The organism is Burkholderia sp. Ax-1720 (genome assembly GCF_011753035.1).
Lineage (GTDB): Bacteria > Pseudomonadota > Gammaproteobacteria > Burkholderiales > Burkholderiaceae > Burkholderia > Burkholderia gladioli.
The window spans coordinates 1-14,453 of sequence record NZ_VWWK01000175.1; the positions used below are offsets into that span (position 1 = coordinate 1).

General features: G+C 67.5%; 12 protein-coding genes and 8 tRNA genes. 6 read left to right on the forward strand and 14 right to left on the reverse strand.

The genetic code is table 11. The features are described 5' to 3' along the window. Positions 1–378 (reverse strand): tRNA (adenosine(37)-N6)-threonylcarbamoyltransferase complex dimerization subunit type 1 TsaB (tsaB, locus tag F3J18_RS30425; protein WP_166915844.1); only part of this gene is annotated, 378 nt, incomplete at its 3' end. A 160-nt stretch (positions 379–538) separates the two neighbouring features. Between tsaB and F3J18_RS30430 the strand changes: the two genes are divergently transcribed. The 3 genes from F3J18_RS30430 to aceA all read left to right on the forward strand — a co-directional run bounded on the left by F3J18_RS30430 (position 539) and on the right by aceA (position 4,580). Beyond that, positions 539–808, forward strand: a complete 270-nt coding sequence (locus tag F3J18_RS30430) for an acyl-CoA-binding protein (protein WP_013698541.1) — start codon at positions 539–541, stop codon at positions 806–808. A 513-nt stretch (positions 809–1,321) separates the two neighbouring features. After that, positions 1,322–2,899, forward strand: a complete 1,578-nt coding sequence (locus tag F3J18_RS30435; protein ID WP_025099314.1) for a DEAD/DEAH box helicase — start codon at positions 1,322–1,324, stop codon at positions 2,897–2,899. A gap of 373 nt (positions 2,900–3,272) precedes the next feature. Next, positions 3,273–4,580 carry an isocitrate lyase gene (gene aceA / locus F3J18_RS30440; protein WP_166915846.1) on the forward strand — a complete coding sequence of 436 codons (1,308 nt, stop codon included), beginning with the start codon at positions 3,273–3,275 and terminating at the stop codon, positions 4,578–4,580. Between the two features lie 247 nt (positions 4,581–4,827). Here aceA and F3J18_RS30445 read toward each other — a convergent pair whose 3' ends face one another. Together F3J18_RS30445 and F3J18_RS30450 are read right to left on the reverse strand one after the other, a co-directional pair. Then, positions 4,828–5,265: a universal stress protein gene (locus F3J18_RS30445; RefSeq protein ID WP_025099312.1), complete on the reverse strand. Its 438-nt coding sequence runs from the start codon at positions 5,263–5,265 to the stop codon at positions 4,828–4,830. A 204-nt stretch (positions 5,266–5,469) separates the two neighbouring features. Continuing rightward, a complete protein-coding gene (locus tag F3J18_RS30450; protein ID WP_025099311.1) occupies positions 5,470–6,372 on the reverse strand; it encodes a LysR family transcriptional regulator in 903 nt (300 codons plus the stop codon). A 136-nt stretch (positions 6,373–6,508) separates the two neighbouring features. Between F3J18_RS30450 and F3J18_RS30455 the strand changes: the two genes are divergently transcribed. Together F3J18_RS30455 and aceB are read left to right on the forward strand one after the other, a co-directional pair. Then, entirely contained in the window at positions 6,509–7,252 is a 744-nt protein-coding gene (locus F3J18_RS30455; protein WP_017920954.1) for a haloacid dehalogenase type II, read from the forward strand. 104 nt (positions 7,253–7,356) lie between these two features. Continuing rightward, positions 7,357–8,949 (forward strand): malate synthase A, encoded by a 1,593-nt coding sequence (gene aceB, locus F3J18_RS30460; RefSeq protein ID WP_036050830.1) that lies wholly within the window; start codon positions 7,357–7,359, stop codon positions 8,947–8,949. 126 nt (positions 8,950–9,075) lie between these two features. On the opposite strand, the gene F3J18_RS30465 is transcribed toward aceB, so the two are convergent. Continuing rightward, a complete protein-coding gene (locus F3J18_RS30465; protein WP_166915848.1) occupies positions 9,076–9,504 on the reverse strand; it encodes a gamma-glutamylcyclotransferase family protein in 429 nt (142 codons plus the stop codon). 280 nt (positions 9,505–9,784) lie between these two features. Between F3J18_RS30465 and F3J18_RS30470 the strand changes: the two genes are divergently transcribed. Beyond that, a complete protein-coding gene (locus tag F3J18_RS30470) occupies positions 9,785–10,735 on the forward strand; it encodes a helix-turn-helix transcriptional regulator (RefSeq protein WP_025099307.1) in 951 nt (316 codons plus the stop codon). Here F3J18_RS30470 and F3J18_RS30475 read toward each other — a convergent pair. The 10 genes from F3J18_RS30475 to gltX all read right to left on the reverse strand — a co-directional run bounded on the left by F3J18_RS30475 (position 10,728) and on the right by gltX (position 14,138). Beyond that, positions 10,728–11,195 carry a GNAT family N-acetyltransferase gene (locus tag F3J18_RS30475; protein ID WP_013698551.1) on the reverse strand — a complete coding sequence of 156 codons (468 nt, stop codon included), beginning with the start codon at positions 11,193–11,195 and terminating at the stop codon, positions 10,728–10,730. The two genes, F3J18_RS30470 and F3J18_RS30475, sit on opposite strands and share 8 nt — an antisense overlap. A gap of 186 nt (positions 11,196–11,381) precedes the next feature. After that, positions 11,382–11,458, reverse strand: a tRNA-Asp gene (locus F3J18_RS30480). A gap of 76 nt (positions 11,459–11,534) precedes the next feature. After that, a tRNA-Glu gene (locus F3J18_RS30485) sits at positions 11,535–11,610 on the reverse strand. A gap of 36 nt (positions 11,611–11,646) precedes the next feature. Then, a tRNA-Ala gene (locus F3J18_RS30490) sits at positions 11,647–11,722 on the reverse strand. Between the two features lie 103 nt (positions 11,723–11,825). Then, a tRNA-Asp gene (locus F3J18_RS30495) sits at positions 11,826–11,902 on the reverse strand. A gap of 77 nt (positions 11,903–11,979) precedes the next feature. Continuing rightward, positions 11,980–12,055 (reverse strand) — tRNA-Glu (locus tag F3J18_RS30500). Between the two features lie 79 nt (positions 12,056–12,134). Further along, positions 12,135–12,211 (reverse strand) — tRNA-Asp (locus tag F3J18_RS30505). A gap of 77 nt (positions 12,212–12,288) precedes the next feature. Continuing rightward, positions 12,289–12,364 (reverse strand) — tRNA-Glu (locus tag F3J18_RS30510). 156 nt (positions 12,365–12,520) lie between these two features. Beyond that, positions 12,521–12,596 (reverse strand) — tRNA-Ala (locus F3J18_RS30515). A 141-nt stretch (positions 12,597–12,737) separates the two neighbouring features. Beyond that, positions 12,738–14,138, reverse strand: a complete 1,401-nt coding sequence (gltX, locus tag F3J18_RS30520) for a glutamate--tRNA ligase (RefSeq protein WP_025099306.1) — start codon at positions 14,136–14,138, stop codon at positions 12,738–12,740. Positions 14,139–14,453: the final 315 nt, after the last annotated feature.

Below are 14,453 nucleotides of genomic sequence, written 5' to 3' on the forward strand. Positions count from 1 at the left end.
TGCGCCGGCGGCCAGCGCGTTGAGCCGCGCGTGCTCGGCACAGGCGGCCAGCGTGCCGATCGGCACCACCGGCAGGCCGCGGCCGAAAGCCAGGCCCTGCGCCACGCCGGTCGCGGTGCGCAGGCCCGTGAACGAACCCGGGCCCGCGCCGAAGGCGATCGCGGCGCAATCGGCCAGCGTGAAACCGGCTTCGTCGAGCAGTTCGCGCACGGCAGGCAGCACGCGCGTGCTGGAGACGGCGCCCGTCTCGTCGTGGCGGAACCAGAGGCGCGGGGCGGTGGAGGCAGGCGCCGCGTCGGAGGCGGCGATCAGGGCGACCGAGCAGAATTCGGTCGAGGTATCGATGGCGAGGAGCACGGTTTGCGTCATGGCCGACATTGTAATGCGGCACCCCGCCGGCACGGGCGTTTCGAAACCGGCGGCCGGCACATCATGATCGGCCGGGGCGGCGGCCAGCCGGTTTGGAAGGATCGCTCGACCCGCCCGGCGGCGCCGCTTGCTACCATCTGCCGACCTGAAAACCCCTCGGAGACACCCGATGAGCGATATCCAAGCCCAGTTCGAGCAAGCGCTGGTGGACGTCAAGCAACTGAGCGAGAAGCCCGGCAACATGACCCTGCTGCGTCTCTACGCGCTGTACAAGCAAGGCAGCGAAGGCGACGTCAACGGCGAGAAGCCCGGCTTCACCGACATCGTCGGCAAGTACAAGTACGACGCCTGGGCCGCGCTGAAGGGCACCTCGCAGGAAGAGGCCCAGAAGCAGTACGTGCAGCTGGTGGAAGACCTGAAGAGCGGCGCCGCCTCCTGAGCCGCGTGGCCGGCGCCCGCCGCCTCGCGGCTGGTGCCGCCTTGCCCGCGGCCCCGGGCGGCTGCCGAACCGCCGCCAAAGCGGGACAAACGTGTAACGAAACGTATCGAATTCGCCGGCATCGCGCCGGCATTTCACAAATACGCCACGATAGCAGTGGCGCGCTGCAGCAAATCCCTCTATAATCCGCTTCGCGTCACGTATGGGCTGCACATCCAGCCCCGTTTTGACGCCTCGTACGTTTCGCTCCAATCCAGTTTAGAACCTGTCCCCTCCTGCCTCTCTGGGCCCTTCGCGGCCATCAAAGTATCAGGCTGGCGGCGTGTTCGGCGAATTCCGACTTCCGGATTTCCGCCGTGTGCCGCACCCGAAACAGCTTCTAACGCACCCGTGAGTGAGTCTGCGTTCCTCGAACGCGGACGTCTGTCACGTTCCCGATTTGCTCGATGCATTGTCGACTTGGGCATGCACGATTGGCGCCGACGTTTCACCCACCGTGTTTCAAGGATTGATATGACTTCGAGCCAACCCCAAAGCCCGCTCAACGCGATTGCCGACCAGGCACTCGGTCTGACCGACGCCGCTGCCGCGCCCATCGAGGCTGCGCAGCCCGACGACGGCGAACCGAGCTTCGTGTCGCTCGGGCTGTCGCCGGAGATCGTCTCCGCCCTGCAGGCCGCCGGCTACGTGAAGCCGACCCCGGTCCAGCAGCGCGCGATCCCCGCCGGCATCGCGGGTCGCGACCTCCTGGTGTCGAGCCCGACCGGCTCCGGCAAGACGGCCGCCTTCATGCTGCCCGCGATCGAGCGATTCGCGCAGCTGCAGAAGACCCAGGCGCAACAACCGCGCGCGCCGCGCGAGCCGCAATCGGCCGACCGCCGCCAGCGCCGCCCGCAGCCGGTGGCCCGCCCGGGCCTGCTGGTGCTGACCCCCACGCGTGAGCTGGCGATGCAGGTCACCACCGCCGCCTCGACCTACGGCAAGCACCTGCGCCGCCTGCGCACGGTCAGCATCCTCGGCGGCGTGGCCTATGGCCAGCAGCTGATGCTGCTGGCGAAGAACCCGGAAATCCTGGTCGCCACGCCGGGCCGCCTGCTCGACCACCTCGAGCGCGGCCGCATCGACCTGTCCGAGCTGAAGATGCTGGTGCTCGACGAAGCCGACCGCATGCTCGACATGGGCTTCATCGACGACATCGAGACCATCGTCGCGGCCACCCCGGCCTCGCGCCAGACCATGCTGTTCTCGGCCACCCTGGACGGCAAGATCGGCTCGCTGACCAGCCGCCTGCTGAAGGATCCGGAGCGCATCGAGATCGTCCAGAAGATGGAGGCGCGCACCAACATCGCCCAGACGGTCCACTACGTCGACGACCGCGACCACAAGGATCGCCTGCTCGACCACCTGCTGCGCGACGACGCGCTGGACCAGGCGATCATCTTCACCGCCACCAAGATCGACGCCGACCAGCTGGCCGGCCGCCTGGCCGATGCCGGTTTCGAATCGGCCGCGCTGCACGGCGACCTGCCGCAAGGCGCGCGCAACCGCACCATCCGCGCGCTGCGCGAGCGCCGCGTGCGCGTGCTGGTGGCCACCGACGTGGCCGCGCGCGGGATCGACATCCCCGGCATCACGCACGTCTTCAACTACGACCTGCCGAAGTTCGCCGAGGACTACGTGCACCGCATCGGCCGTACCGGCCGCGCGGGCCGCTCGGGTATCGCGGTGAGCCTGGTGCACCACGCCGAACAGGGCGCCCTCAAGCGCATCGAGCGCTTCGTGCGTTCGCCGCTGCCGGTCAACGTGATCGAAGGCTTCGAGCCGCGCAAGGCTCCCCCGCGCAACGGCCCGAGCCGTGGCCGTCCGGGCGGCGGCAACGGCGGCGGTCGCCGTTTCGGCGGCAAGCCGGGCGGCAGCCGTGAAGGCGGCTACGGCGGCGGCAATCGCGAAGGCGGCCGCAGCTACGGCAGCGGCAATGGCGGCGGCTGGAGCGGCAAGCCCTCGAACGGCGGCGGCAACCGCGAAGGCGGCTACGGCGGCAACCGTCGCAGCGACGCCCCGCGCGGCCCGCGTCGCGGCTCGGCAGCCTGAGCCCGGGCGCCTCGTGCGCCCCACGCAAGACAAAACCGGTGCTTCGGCACCGGTTTTTTTTCGCCCGCCGTTGACATTTCACGATACGGAAAATTTTTTTGTCTCGTAAAAAATCATGCTGCGTGGCACAAGCCGGGTGATTGCGAGATGGAAAAAGGCGTTTCTCATCGCGAAACGACTCATTCAAACCATTGATTAACAACAAGTAAATATTTTAGAGGAGCCCACCAAAGCCGCTGTCGCCGCGCCGGACGCTTCCCTAGACTCTTATACAAGAGTTCACGAAACGAAGCGCCGGATGCACCGCCCGCCTCCCGATCGCGAACCCAGGACTCGTATCCCTCACCGATTCATGTTCTCAAGGAGACTCATCATGTCGCGTCAACAACAGGCCAAGGCACTGCAGCAGAAGTGGGAAAGCGATCCGCGCTGGAAGGGCATCAAGCGCGGCTACAGCGCCGAGGACGTGATCCGCCTGCGCGGCTCGATCGAGGTCCAGCACACCATCGCCCAGCGCGGCGCGGAAAAGCTCTGGAGCCTCATCAACGAGGAGCCCTTCGTCAACGCGCTCGGCGCGCTGACCGGCAACCAGGCCATGCAGCAGGTCAAGGCGGGCCTCAAGGCCATCTACCTGTCGGGCTGGCAGGTGGCGGGCGACGCCAACGTGGCCGGCGAGATGTACCCCGACCAGTCGCTCTACCCGGCCAACTCGGTGCCGCTGGTGGTCAAGCGCATCAACAACACGCTCACGCGCGCCGACCAGATCCAGTGGTCGGAAGGCAAGAACCCCGGCGAGGAAGGCTACGTCGACTACTTCGCGCCGATCGTGGCCGATGCGGAAGCCGGTTTCGGCGGCGTGCTCAATGCCTTCGAGCTGATGAAGGCGATGATCGAGGCCGGCGCCTCGGGCGTGCACTTCGAGGACCAGCTCGCCTCGGTCAAGAAGTGCGGCCACATGGGCGGCAAGGTGCTGGTGCCGACCCGCGAGAACGTCGCCAAGCTCGGCGCCGCGCGCCTGGCCGCCGACGTGATGGGCGTGCCGACCGTGCTGATCGCGCGCACCGACGCGGAAGCCGCCGACCTGATCACGTCCGACATCGACGAGAACGACAAGCCCTTCCTGACCGGCGAGCGCACCGTCGAAGGCTTCTTCCGCACGCGCCCCGGCATCGAGCAGGCGATCTCGCGCGGCCTGGCCTATGCGCCCTACGCCGACCTGGTCTGGTGCGAAACCGGCAAGCCCGATCTCGAGTACGCGAAGAAGTTCGCCGAGGCGATCCACAAGCAGTTCCCGGGCAAGATGCTCTCGTACAACTGCTCGCCGTCCTTCAACTGGAAGAAGAACCTCGACGACGCGACCATCGCCAAGTTCCAGAAGGAGCTCGGCGCGATGGGCTACAAGTTCCAGTTCATCACGCTGGCCGGCTTCCACTCGCTGAACTACTCGATGTTCAACCTCGCGCACGGTTATGCCCGCACCCAGATGAGCGCCTTCGTGGAACTGCAGCAGGCCGAGTTCGCCGCCGCCGACAAGGGCTTCACGGCCGTCAAGCACCAGCGCGAGGTGGGCACCGGCTACTTCGACGCGGTGACCCAGACGGTCGAGCGCGAAGCCTCGACCACGGCGCTGCACGGCTCGACCGAGGACGAACAGTTCTTCGACGGCAAGAAGGTCGCCTGAGCCGGTTTCGTGTTCAGCAGGAAGGCGGGGCCGGACGATTCGTCCTGCCCCGCCCGGGCAGCGATCAGGGAGCGATGACGACAAAGGCGCGGACCACCGCGCCGCGACAGACCACAAGCCGGGCGTGCCATGCACGCGCCCGGCACCGGCGACACCGGGCACGGTATCGCCAGGCCGTTACGAACCGCGCGCCGGCCCTGGCGCGCGGTCTTTCATTCAGGGGCAGCCCGGCTTGCCGGGGCGCCCGTCACCGATAGACGATCACCGGGATTTTCGTATGCGTGAGCACGCGCTGCGTCTCGCTGCCGATCAGCAGGCTGCCGAGCCCGCGTCGGCCGTGCGAGGCCATGAAGATCACGTCGCAGCCGCCGCGCTCCGCCGCCTCGATGATGCCGAGGTAGGGCGACGGGTGCAGGCTGGTGCAACTGTCGCAGGCGACGCCGGCGCGACGCGCGCAGCCCTCGACTTCCTCCAGATGCGCGTGCGCCTCGCGTTCGCTGCGCTCGCGGAATTCGGCCGGCGGCTCGACCATCGCCTCGGCCGCGAACGGGGAATACGGATATTGCGGCAGACACGCATAGGCGGTCACGCGCGCGCCGACCGTCTGCGCGAGATCGATCGCGCCGTCGATCGCCTTGCGCGACAACTCGGACCCGTCGGTCGGAACCAGGATGTGCTTGAACATGGCGCCCTCCGTCGATCAAGCCGCGGCAGCCCGCACGACCCGCGGGGGCGCCGTGGCGGCCTCCATCCGATCGATTGTAGGTCGCGGTGGCGGCCGCGCCGCCGTGGCAGAGGGTTCGTCCTGATATCGGAAACGCGGGGCATCGACCGGTGCCGTGCCTTGGATTCAACCCCGGATTCGGCGGCATCGCGCCTTGCCCGCCCCTCAACCCCAGTAACCGGGCCGCTCGTAGGTGTGCTTGAGAAAGTCGAGGAACAAGCGCACGCGCAAGGGCAGATGCCGGCGCTGCGGGAACACCGCGTGGATCCCGATCGGCGGCGCGGCGAACTCGTCGAGCACGCTCACCAGGCGCCCGGCCGCGATATCGGCGCCCACCTCCCACCAGGAACGCCAGGCCAGGCCATGACCCTCGAGGCACCACTCGTGCAGCACCGCGCCGTCCGAGCATTCCATCGGGCCGGCCACGCGGATCGAGACGATCTGCCCGTCCTGCTGGAAGGCCCAGCCGCGCTGCTGGTTGGCGTTAGCGGCCAGCGCCAGGCAGTGGTGGCGCGCCAGTTCCTCCAGCGTGCGCGGCGTGCCGGCGCGCGCCAGGTAGGCGGGCGCGGCGACGCACACGCGCCGGTTCTCGCCCAGCTTCAGCGAGACCAGCGAGGAATCGGGCAGCTCGCCCAGCCGCACCGCGCAGTCGAACCCCTCGTTGACGAGGTCGACCATGCGATCGGACAGATCGAGCGTGATCGTCACGTCGGGATGCGCCGCGGTGAAGGCCGGCACCAGCGGCGCGACATGGCGGCGCCCGAAGCCGGCCGGCCCCGACACGCGCAGGTGCCCGCTGGCCTTCACGCCGCCGGCCGAGACGCTGGCCTCGGCGTTCTGCATGTCGTGCACGACGCGCTGGCAGTCCTCCAGGAAGGCCGAGCCCTCGAAGGTCAGGGTCAGCTTGCGGGTGGTGCGCAACAGCAGCTTCACGCCGAGCCGCTCCTCCAGCGCGTCGAGCCGCCGGCCGATGATGGCGGGCGCCACGCCCTCGGCATGGGCGGCGGCCGACAGGCTGCCCTTGCCGGCCACCGCGATAAAGGTCTCGATCTGCTTGAAGCGGTCCATGTCTCACGCGGGGAAATCGATGATGCCGGCCAGATTAGGTTGATAAAAGTAAAAGATCAAGTGATGGAAAGCGTATTTTCCAACCTCCCGAATCACGAATAGAATCGATTCCGACCTCTACCTGGAGCGCACGGCTATGTCGGCCATAACGACACTCTCCCCCAAAGCCATCCTGTTCGACGCCTACGGCACGCTGTTCGACGTGCACGCGGTGGTCGCCGCGGCCGAGCAACTGTTTCCGGGGCGCGGCGATGCCCTGTCCCAGCTGTGGCGCCGCAAGCAGATCGAATACACCCAGCTGCGCACGCTGTCCGATCCCGAGGGGGCGCGTTACCGCCCGTTCTGGGACATCACGCTCGACGCGCTGCGCCATGCCGGCCGCTCGCTCGGCCTCGAACTCGGCGCGGCCGCCGAGAAGCGGCTGATGGACGAATACGCCTGCCTGTCCACCTATCCCGATACCGTGCCGGCCCTGCGCCGGCTGCGCGAGCTGCCCGGCGCGCCGCGCCTGGCGATCCTCTCGAACGGCGATTCGCGCATGCTCGACATCGCCGTGAAGAGCGCCGGCATGGCGGGCCTGTTCGACCGCGTGCTGTCGGTGGAAACGGTGCGCGCCTACAAGCCGGCCGCGGCCGCCTACCGGCTCGGCACCGAGGCCTTCGGCGCGGCGCCGCGCGAGATCCTGTTCGTCTCCTCGAACGGCTGGGACGCAGCCGGCGCCGGCTGGTTCGGCTACACCACCTTCTGGCTGAACCGCGGCGGCGCGCCGCGCGAGGAACTCGGCGTCGCGCCGGCCGGCACCGGCGCGCGCATGGATGACCTGCTGGCCTTCGTGGCCGGCGCCGCGACCCCGCCGTCACGCCCCGGCCCGGGCGCCTGACGTCGTTTTCCGTTGTCGATTTCGCCTCGCGCATCTCGATTCTCGTAATCCGTTTTCCGCAATTCGCTTTACGCAATTCGCACTGACCGACCAAGGAGAAACACATGACGACCACGCTGAAGCTGCCGCAAGGCATGGCGATCACGGGCGAGATCCGCCCCGGCTACGACGCAATCCTGACGCCCGAGGCGCTCGAACTCGTCGCCCGGCTGCACCGTGCCTTCGAGCCGCGCCGCCAGGAACTGCTGAAGCTGCGCGCCGAGCGCACGCGGCGCCTGGACGCCGGCGAACGCCCGGACTTCCTCGCCGACACCCAGGCGGTCCGCGACGGCGACTGGAAGGTCGCGCCGCTGCCGGCCGACCTGCAATGCCGCCGCGTCGAGATCACCGGGCCGGTCGAGCGCAAGATGATCATCAACGCGCTGAACTCGGGCGCGGACTCCTACATGACGGACTTCGAGGATTCGAACGCGCCGGTGTGGACCAACCAGCTCGACGGCCAGATCAACCTGTTCGACGCGGTGCGCAAGACCATCTCGCTGGAGCAGAACGGCAAGTCGTACCGGCTCAACGAGCGCGTGGCCACGCTGATCGTGCGCCCGCGCGGCTGGCACCTCGACGAGAAGCACGTCACGGTGGACGGCCAGCGCGTCTCGGGCGGCGTGTTCGACTTCGCGCTCTACCTGTTCCACAACGCGAAGGAACTGCTCTCGCGCGGCTCGGGCCCCTACTTCTACCTGCCGAAGATGGAAAGCCACCTGGAGGCGCGCCTCTGGAACGACATCTTCGTGGCCGCCCAGGAGGCGATCGGCGTGCCGCGCGGCACGATCCGCGCCACCGTGCTGATCGAGACCATCCTGGCCGCCTTCGAGATGGACGAGATCCTGTACGAGCTGCGCGAGCACAGCTCGGGCCTCAACGCCGGCCGCTGGGACTACATCTTCTCGGCCATCAAGAAGTTCAAGAACGACCGCGAGTTCTGCCTGGCCGACCGCTCGAAGATCACCATGACGGTGCCCTTCATGCGCGCCTACGCGCTGCTGCTGCTGAAGACCTGCCACAAGCGCAGCGCCCCGGCGATCGGCGGCATGAGCGCGCTGATCCCGATCAAGAACGATCCGGAAGCGAACGACAAGGCGATGGGCGGCGTGCGCTCGGACAAGGCGCGCGATGCCGGCGACGGCTACGACGGCGGCTGGGTCGCGCACCCGGGCCTGGTGCCGATCGCGATGGAGGAATTCGTCAAGGTGCTGGGCGATCGTCCGAACCAGATCGACAAGCAGCGCGACGACGTGCAGATCGAAGGCCGCAACCTGCTCGACTTCCAGCCGGAAGCGCCGATCACCGAGGCGGGCCTGCGCAACAACATCAACGTCGGGATCCACTACCTGGGCTCCTGGCTGGCAGGCAACGGCTGCGTGCCGATCCACAACCTGATGGAGGATGCGGCCACCGCCGAGATCTCGCGCTCGCAGGTCTGGCAATGGATCCGCTCGCCGAAGGGCGTGCTCGACGACGGCCGCAAGGTCACGGCCGAGATGGTGCGCGAGTATGCGAAGGTCGAGCTCGACAAGGTCAAGCAGGTGGTGGCGGGCGATACCCAGCCCTATGAGCGCGCCGCCGCGATCTTCGAGAGCATGTCCACCTCGGAATCCTTCACCGAATTCCTGACGCTGCCGCTCTACGAGGAGATCTGAGCCTGGCGTGACGCGGGCCGGCGACACCGGCCCGCACCGGAACGAAAAACGGGCGTGCCGTTCGATGTTTGTCGAACGGCACGCCCGTTTTCCTATTGGCCGCGGTGGGCCCGCGAAGCCGCCGTCTCAGCCGGCCTGCAGCTCGGCCGGCACCTGGCGCGCGAGCCGGTGGGCCACCCAGTCGCCCGAGGCGATGCGCGGCCGCTCGGCCACCGAACGCTCGCCCACCGGGTAATAGAGGCAGTCGTAGCGCCGCCCGGCCAGCTCGACCGTGACCTGCCGCGACAGGAACAGGCCGTCGACGCCGGGATAGACCTCCTCGATCTCGTCGAGCACCGGCACCAGGCGCTCGTCGATCGCGTAGACGTCGCCGTGCACCTGGTCCTCGCCCGCGCCGGGCACCATGCCCGGATAATCGCCGAAGTCGTAGAGCCGGCCGCGCAGCGCGGCCGAACCGAGCAGCCGCGGCGCGCCGATGCCATGCCGCGCGGCGGCGCGGCCGATGTCGTTGATCTCGCCGGCACGCAGCGTGCCGTAGACGAATACGTGGCGCATCCTGATTCCTTCTCCTGTCGAGGCATCGCGGTAACGAGCGGGCGCGGGCGCCGGGGCGCATCCCGGGGGCACATCCCGAGGTCGTCCGCCGCGACCGCCGAGAGTTTCCGGCGCGAGGCGATCATCGCGCAGCCGGGCCGCGCTGTCACCCCCTGCCTCATATTGAATCGCATGCGGCCGGCAAAACCGGGACAGCGCGCTGCCGGCGCCGCGACCGGCGCGGCAGCGGCAAGGCGCCGCCGCTCATACAATATCGCTTGGTCCAGCCGCCGCGCGTCCGATGAAACCCGCCCCTGCCCTCTCCCTCTTAGCGCCGATCACGATCGACATCCCGCCCGAATTCGCGCCGACGCCCGAGCACCCCTTGCGCGTGCGTCCGCGCCCAATGGCGGCCAGCACGCGCATCCCGCAGCACACGCATGCCTGGGGGCAGCTCGCCTACGCCTCGCGCGGCGTGCTGCGCGTGACCACGGCCGGCACCACCTGGATGGTGCCGCCCTCGCGCGCGATCTGGGTGCCGCCGCGCGTGGCGCACGAGATCGTGGTGGTCGAGGATGCCTTCCTGCGCACGCTCTACATCGACGAGACGGCGCTGCCCGGCGGGCTCGACGATTGCCGCGTGGTGGAAGTCTCGGGCCTGCTGCGCGAGCTGATCACCGCGCTCGACGTGCGCACCCTGGCGCAGACGCGCGAGCGCCTGCTCACCGCCCTGATCCTCGACGAACTGACGCGCAGCGAGCCCTTGCCGCTGGCCGTGCCGATGCCGTCCGAGAAGCGCCTGCGCGCGCTGTGCGAGGCCGTGCTCGCGCATCCGGCCCAGGCCGAATCGCTCGATCACTGGGCCGCCAGCGTGGGCGCGAGCACGCGCACCATCGCGCGGCTGTTTCGCCAGGAACTGGGGGTGAGCTTCACGCAATGGCAGCAGCAGGCGCTGCTCGCACGCGCGATTCCGCTGCTGAACCAGGGGCGGCCGATGTCGCATGTGGCCCAGGAGCTCGGCTACCAGAGCCAGAGCGCGTTCTCGGCGATGTTCCGGCGCGCCTTCGGCAAGAGCCCGCGCGCCTTCATGCTCGGCGATGCCGGTGCTCCCGCTATCGATCCGGTCGACCCTGACGACCCGGCCGCGGCCAGCGAAGCCGCGGCCTCCGCCGATACGGCCGCAACGACGTTCTCCGAAACAGTCGCCGCGCCCGGCACGCAGCGCGCCGAGGCCCCGCGCAAGCTCAGTTGACCAGCCGCACCATGTGCCGGATCGAGCCGAACTGCGCGAGCCGCGGCCCGGCGAGCCGGTAGCCCATGCGCAGGTAGAGCTTGGCGGCGGGATTGTCGACGAACACGCGCAACTGCGTCTCGCGCAGGCCGCGCGCCTGCGCCCAGCGATGCGCGGTATCGAGCAGGTAGCTGCCGGCGCCGAGCCCGCGATGACCGTCGCGGATCTGCACGTCGCGGATATGCAGCGAGTCGCCCTCCTCGGTGATCCGCATCACGCCGACGCGCTCGCCGTCGCGCTCGAGGATGAAGTTCTCCGATTCGCACCAGCTCAGGTAGAACAGGTCGGCACGCCACTGCAGGCCATGGCGACGGTAGTAGTCGCCCATGTTGGCGTGCGTGAGCGCTTCGGCGAACTCGAAGTCGTCCGCCTCGGCCGGGCGGAGCTGGAACAGCAGTCTCAGGTCGGTGGGATCGAGCATGGCGTCGAGGAAAATCCCGGATCCTCGCCACGATAGCGCAGCGCGCGGCCGATGCAATGGCGAATTGCCCGATGACGGCGAGAAGAAGACGAAACCCCGGGCGGGACGACGCCGAAGCCGAAGGCCGGCCAAGCCCCTGAAAAGCAAAAAGCCCGTTCAGGTATTCCTGAACGGGCTTTGCATATCTGGCGGAGCGGACGGGACTCGAACCCGCGACCCCCGGCGTGACAGGCCGGTATTCTAACCAACTGAACTACCGCTCCAGTTTTCTACAGCTCACCGGCAGGCGTTGGTCAATTCCCGCCGGCACATCGATCGAATCTCGAACGACGCCGAATTTGGCGTCCCCTAGGGGATTCGAACCCCTGTACTCACCGTGAAAGGGTGATGTCCTAGGCCTCTAGACGAAGGGGACTGCGTACCGCTACGACTCATTACCTCAACGTTCGAATGGTGGAGGTAAGCGGGATCGAACCGCTGACCTCTTGCATGCCATGCAAGCGCTCTCCCAGCTGAGCTATACCCCCTTGCACCATGAACGCAGGAGCTGCTGACTGCCAACCCCTTTACTACCCTTGCCCTTCAACAATAAAGCCCGTTCAAATGTCAGCCGAACGGGCCTTGCGTATCTGGCGGAGCGGACGGGACTCGAACCCGCGACCCCCGGCGTGACAGGCCGGTATTCTAACCAACTGAACTACCGCTCCAGTCTTTTACAGCTCACCGGCAGGCGTTGGTCAATTCCCGCCGGCACATCGATCGAATCTCGAACGACGCCGAATCTTGGCGTCCCCTAGGGGATTCGAACCCCTGTACTCACCGTGAAAGGGTGATGTCCTAGGCCTCTAGACGAAGGGGACTGCGTACTGCTACTTCTACTGCTTGCACCTTTAACGATAAAGCCCGTTCATCGAACAGCCGAACGGGCTTTGCGTTTGGTGGCGGAGCGGACGGGACTCGAACCCGCGACCCCCGGCGTGACAGGCCGGTATTCTAACCAACTGAACTACCGCTCCACACATTCGTCACGACAAACCTGCGCTGATCACGCTCGGCCTGCCTGCTTCGCACCAATCGGGTACGACGCGATGACTGGCGTCCCCTAGGGGATTCGAACCCCTGTACTCACCGTGAAAGGGTGATGTCCTAGGCCTCTAGACGAAGGGGACAAAATCTTCTCAGACTCTGTCTTGCTGCTGGCCCTTGCTGTTTGCGCATCCAGCAAAGACCGAGATTCTTACTGGTTTTCAGCGATTTGTGAAGGATTTTTTTCAAACCGCTTCACCGCCGACACTTCAACCAGACTACTGCAAAAACCGTTCTGTTGGTGGAGGTAAGCGGGATCGAACCGCTGACCTCTTGCATGCCATGCAAGCGCTCTCCCAGCTGAGCTATACCCCCCTTGCAGAACAGAAACGAGATTATAGAGAGCACCCCAGAGTTTGTAAATACCCTTTTTATCGGAATCGCAAAAAATTTCATCCCGCGACTCCCTCGAAAGCCGGCCGGAAATACCGGCCCGCTCCGAGGCGCTCCATCACCTCAAACAGCGAGGCGCGAGATTACGACATTTCGATCCAGCAGGGCAAGCACCGCGTCGAGCGAGGGCGTATGCGTGGTGCCCACCACCAGCAGGCGCACCGGCATCGCCAGTTGCGGCATCTTCAGGCCATGCTCGGCGAGCGTGGCCTTCAGCGCGGCCGCGATGCCTTCCTTGCTCCACTCGGCCGCCTTCAACGCCTCGGCAAGACCCGCCAGCGCCGGCTTGACCGCATCGGTGACGCGCTGCGCGAGTTCCTCCGCGTCCGGCGCCGGCACGCGATAGAACATCGCCGCGCCGTCGACGATCTCCTTCACGGTGGAGGCGCGATCCTTCATCAGGCCGATCACGCCGGGCAGGTCCGCGCCGCTCGCGAGCGTCGCCTCGTCGATGCCGAGCGCGGCGAAGAAGGGCTTGGCCAGCTCGGCCAGGCGCGCGTTGTCGGCTTCCTTGATGTAGTGGTTGTTGAGCCAGTTGAGCTTGTTGTGGTCGTACTGCGCCGGCGACTTGCCCAGGTGCTCGAGGTCGAACCAGGACACGAACTGCTCGCGCGAGAAGATCTCGGCATCGCCGTGCGACCAGCCCAGCCGCGCCAGGTAGTTGAGCACGGCCTCGGGCAGGTAGCCCGCGTCGCGATAGCCCATCACGCTCATCGCGCCGTGGCGCTTGCTCATCTTCTCGCCCTGCTCGTTCAGCACGGTCGGCAGGTGCGCGTAGACCGGCACCTCGCCGCCCAGCGCGCGCAGGATGTTGATCTGGCGCGGCGTGTTGTTGACATGGTCGTCACCGCGGATCACGTGGGTAATCTGCATGTCGAGATCGTCGACCACCACGCAGAAGTTGTAGGTCGGCGTGCCGTCGGGACGCGCGATCACCAGGTCGTCGAGCTCCTCGTTGGAGATCTCGATCCTGCCCTTCACCGCGTCGTCCCACACCACCGAGCCCGTCAGCGGATTGCGAAAGCGCAGCACCGGCTGCACGCCGGCCGGCGGCTCGGGCAGCAGCTTGCCCGGCTCCGGGCGCCAGGTGCCGTCGTAGCGCGGCTTCTCGCCGGCCTCGCGCTGGCGCTCGCGCAGCGCATCCAGCTCCTCGGTCGACATGTAGCAGGGATAGACCAGGCCCTTCTCGAGCATCTGCGCGAGCACCGCGCGATAGCGGTCCATGCGCTGCATCTGGTAGAACGGGCCCTCGTCGAAATCGAGATCGAGCCACTTCATGCCCTCGAGGATCGCGTCGACCGAAGCCTCCGACGAACGTTCGAGATCCGTGTCCTCGATGCGCAGCACGAAGGCGCCCTGGGTGCTGCGCGCGAAGGCCCAGGGATAGAGGGCCGAACGGATGTTGCCGAGGTGGATGAAGCCGGTCGGGCTCGGAGCGAAGCGGGTACGGACAGGACGGGTCATGGACGGTAACTCGATGGCCGCTCGCGCGGCCCGGATGGCAAACGACGCGGCGACGGCGCGCGGCGGGCGATACGGCCGGACGCGGTCGGCGGCGGGAAGAAAGATCGGGAATTATAACCGCCGACGGCCCGCTTCCGGGCATGCCCCCGGCCGTTCGGCCAGGCCGCGGCGCCCTGCACGCAGGCCCGCCGCGCGACATGACAGGCGCTCGCGGCCCCGCCCCGGGCCCCTTCGCACAAGCTTCGCGCGTCTTCGCCGCCCGCTTGTGCCGCCGCCCGGCCGCTTGCTTTATGATGTGCGCGCCGCGGCAGGTCC

Excerpts from the sequence above, each read along its gene's own strand:
- aceA (WP_166915846.1), top strand. The coding sequence starts at position 3,273 with ATGTCGCGTCAACAACAGGCCAAGGCACTGCAGCAGAAGTGGGAAAGC.
- F3J18_RS30450 (WP_025099311.1), bottom strand. The coding sequence starts at position 6,372 with ATGGACCGCTTCAAGCAGATCGAGACCTTTATCGCGGTGGCCGGCAAG.
- F3J18_RS30470 (WP_025099307.1), top strand. The coding sequence starts at position 9,785 with ATGAAACCCGCCCCTGCCCTCTCCCTCTTAGCGCCGATCACGATCGAC.
- F3J18_RS30445 (WP_025099312.1), bottom strand. The coding sequence starts at position 5,265 with ATGTTCAAGCACATCCTGGTTCCGACCGACGGGTCCGAGTTGTCGCGC.
- F3J18_RS30465 (WP_166915848.1), bottom strand. The coding sequence starts at position 9,504 with ATGCGCCACGTATTCGTCTACGGCACGCTGCGTGCCGGCGAGATCAAC.
- F3J18_RS30435 (WP_025099314.1), top strand. The coding sequence starts at position 1,322 with ATGACTTCGAGCCAACCCCAAAGCCCGCTCAACGCGATTGCCGACCAG.
- gltX (WP_025099306.1), bottom strand. The coding sequence starts at position 14,138 with ATGACCCGTCCTGTCCGTACCCGCTTCGCTCCGAGCCCGACCGGCTTC.
- F3J18_RS30455 (WP_017920954.1), top strand. The coding sequence starts at position 6,509 with ATGTCGGCCATAACGACACTCTCCCCCAAAGCCATCCTGTTCGACGCC.
- F3J18_RS30430 (WP_013698541.1), top strand. The coding sequence starts at position 539 with ATGAGCGATATCCAAGCCCAGTTCGAGCAAGCGCTGGTGGACGTCAAG.
- F3J18_RS30475 (WP_013698551.1), bottom strand. The coding sequence starts at position 11,195 with ATGCTCGATCCCACCGACCTGAGACTGCTGTTCCAGCTCCGCCCGGCC.
- aceB (WP_036050830.1), top strand. The coding sequence starts at position 7,357 with ATGACGACCACGCTGAAGCTGCCGCAAGGCATGGCGATCACGGGCGAG.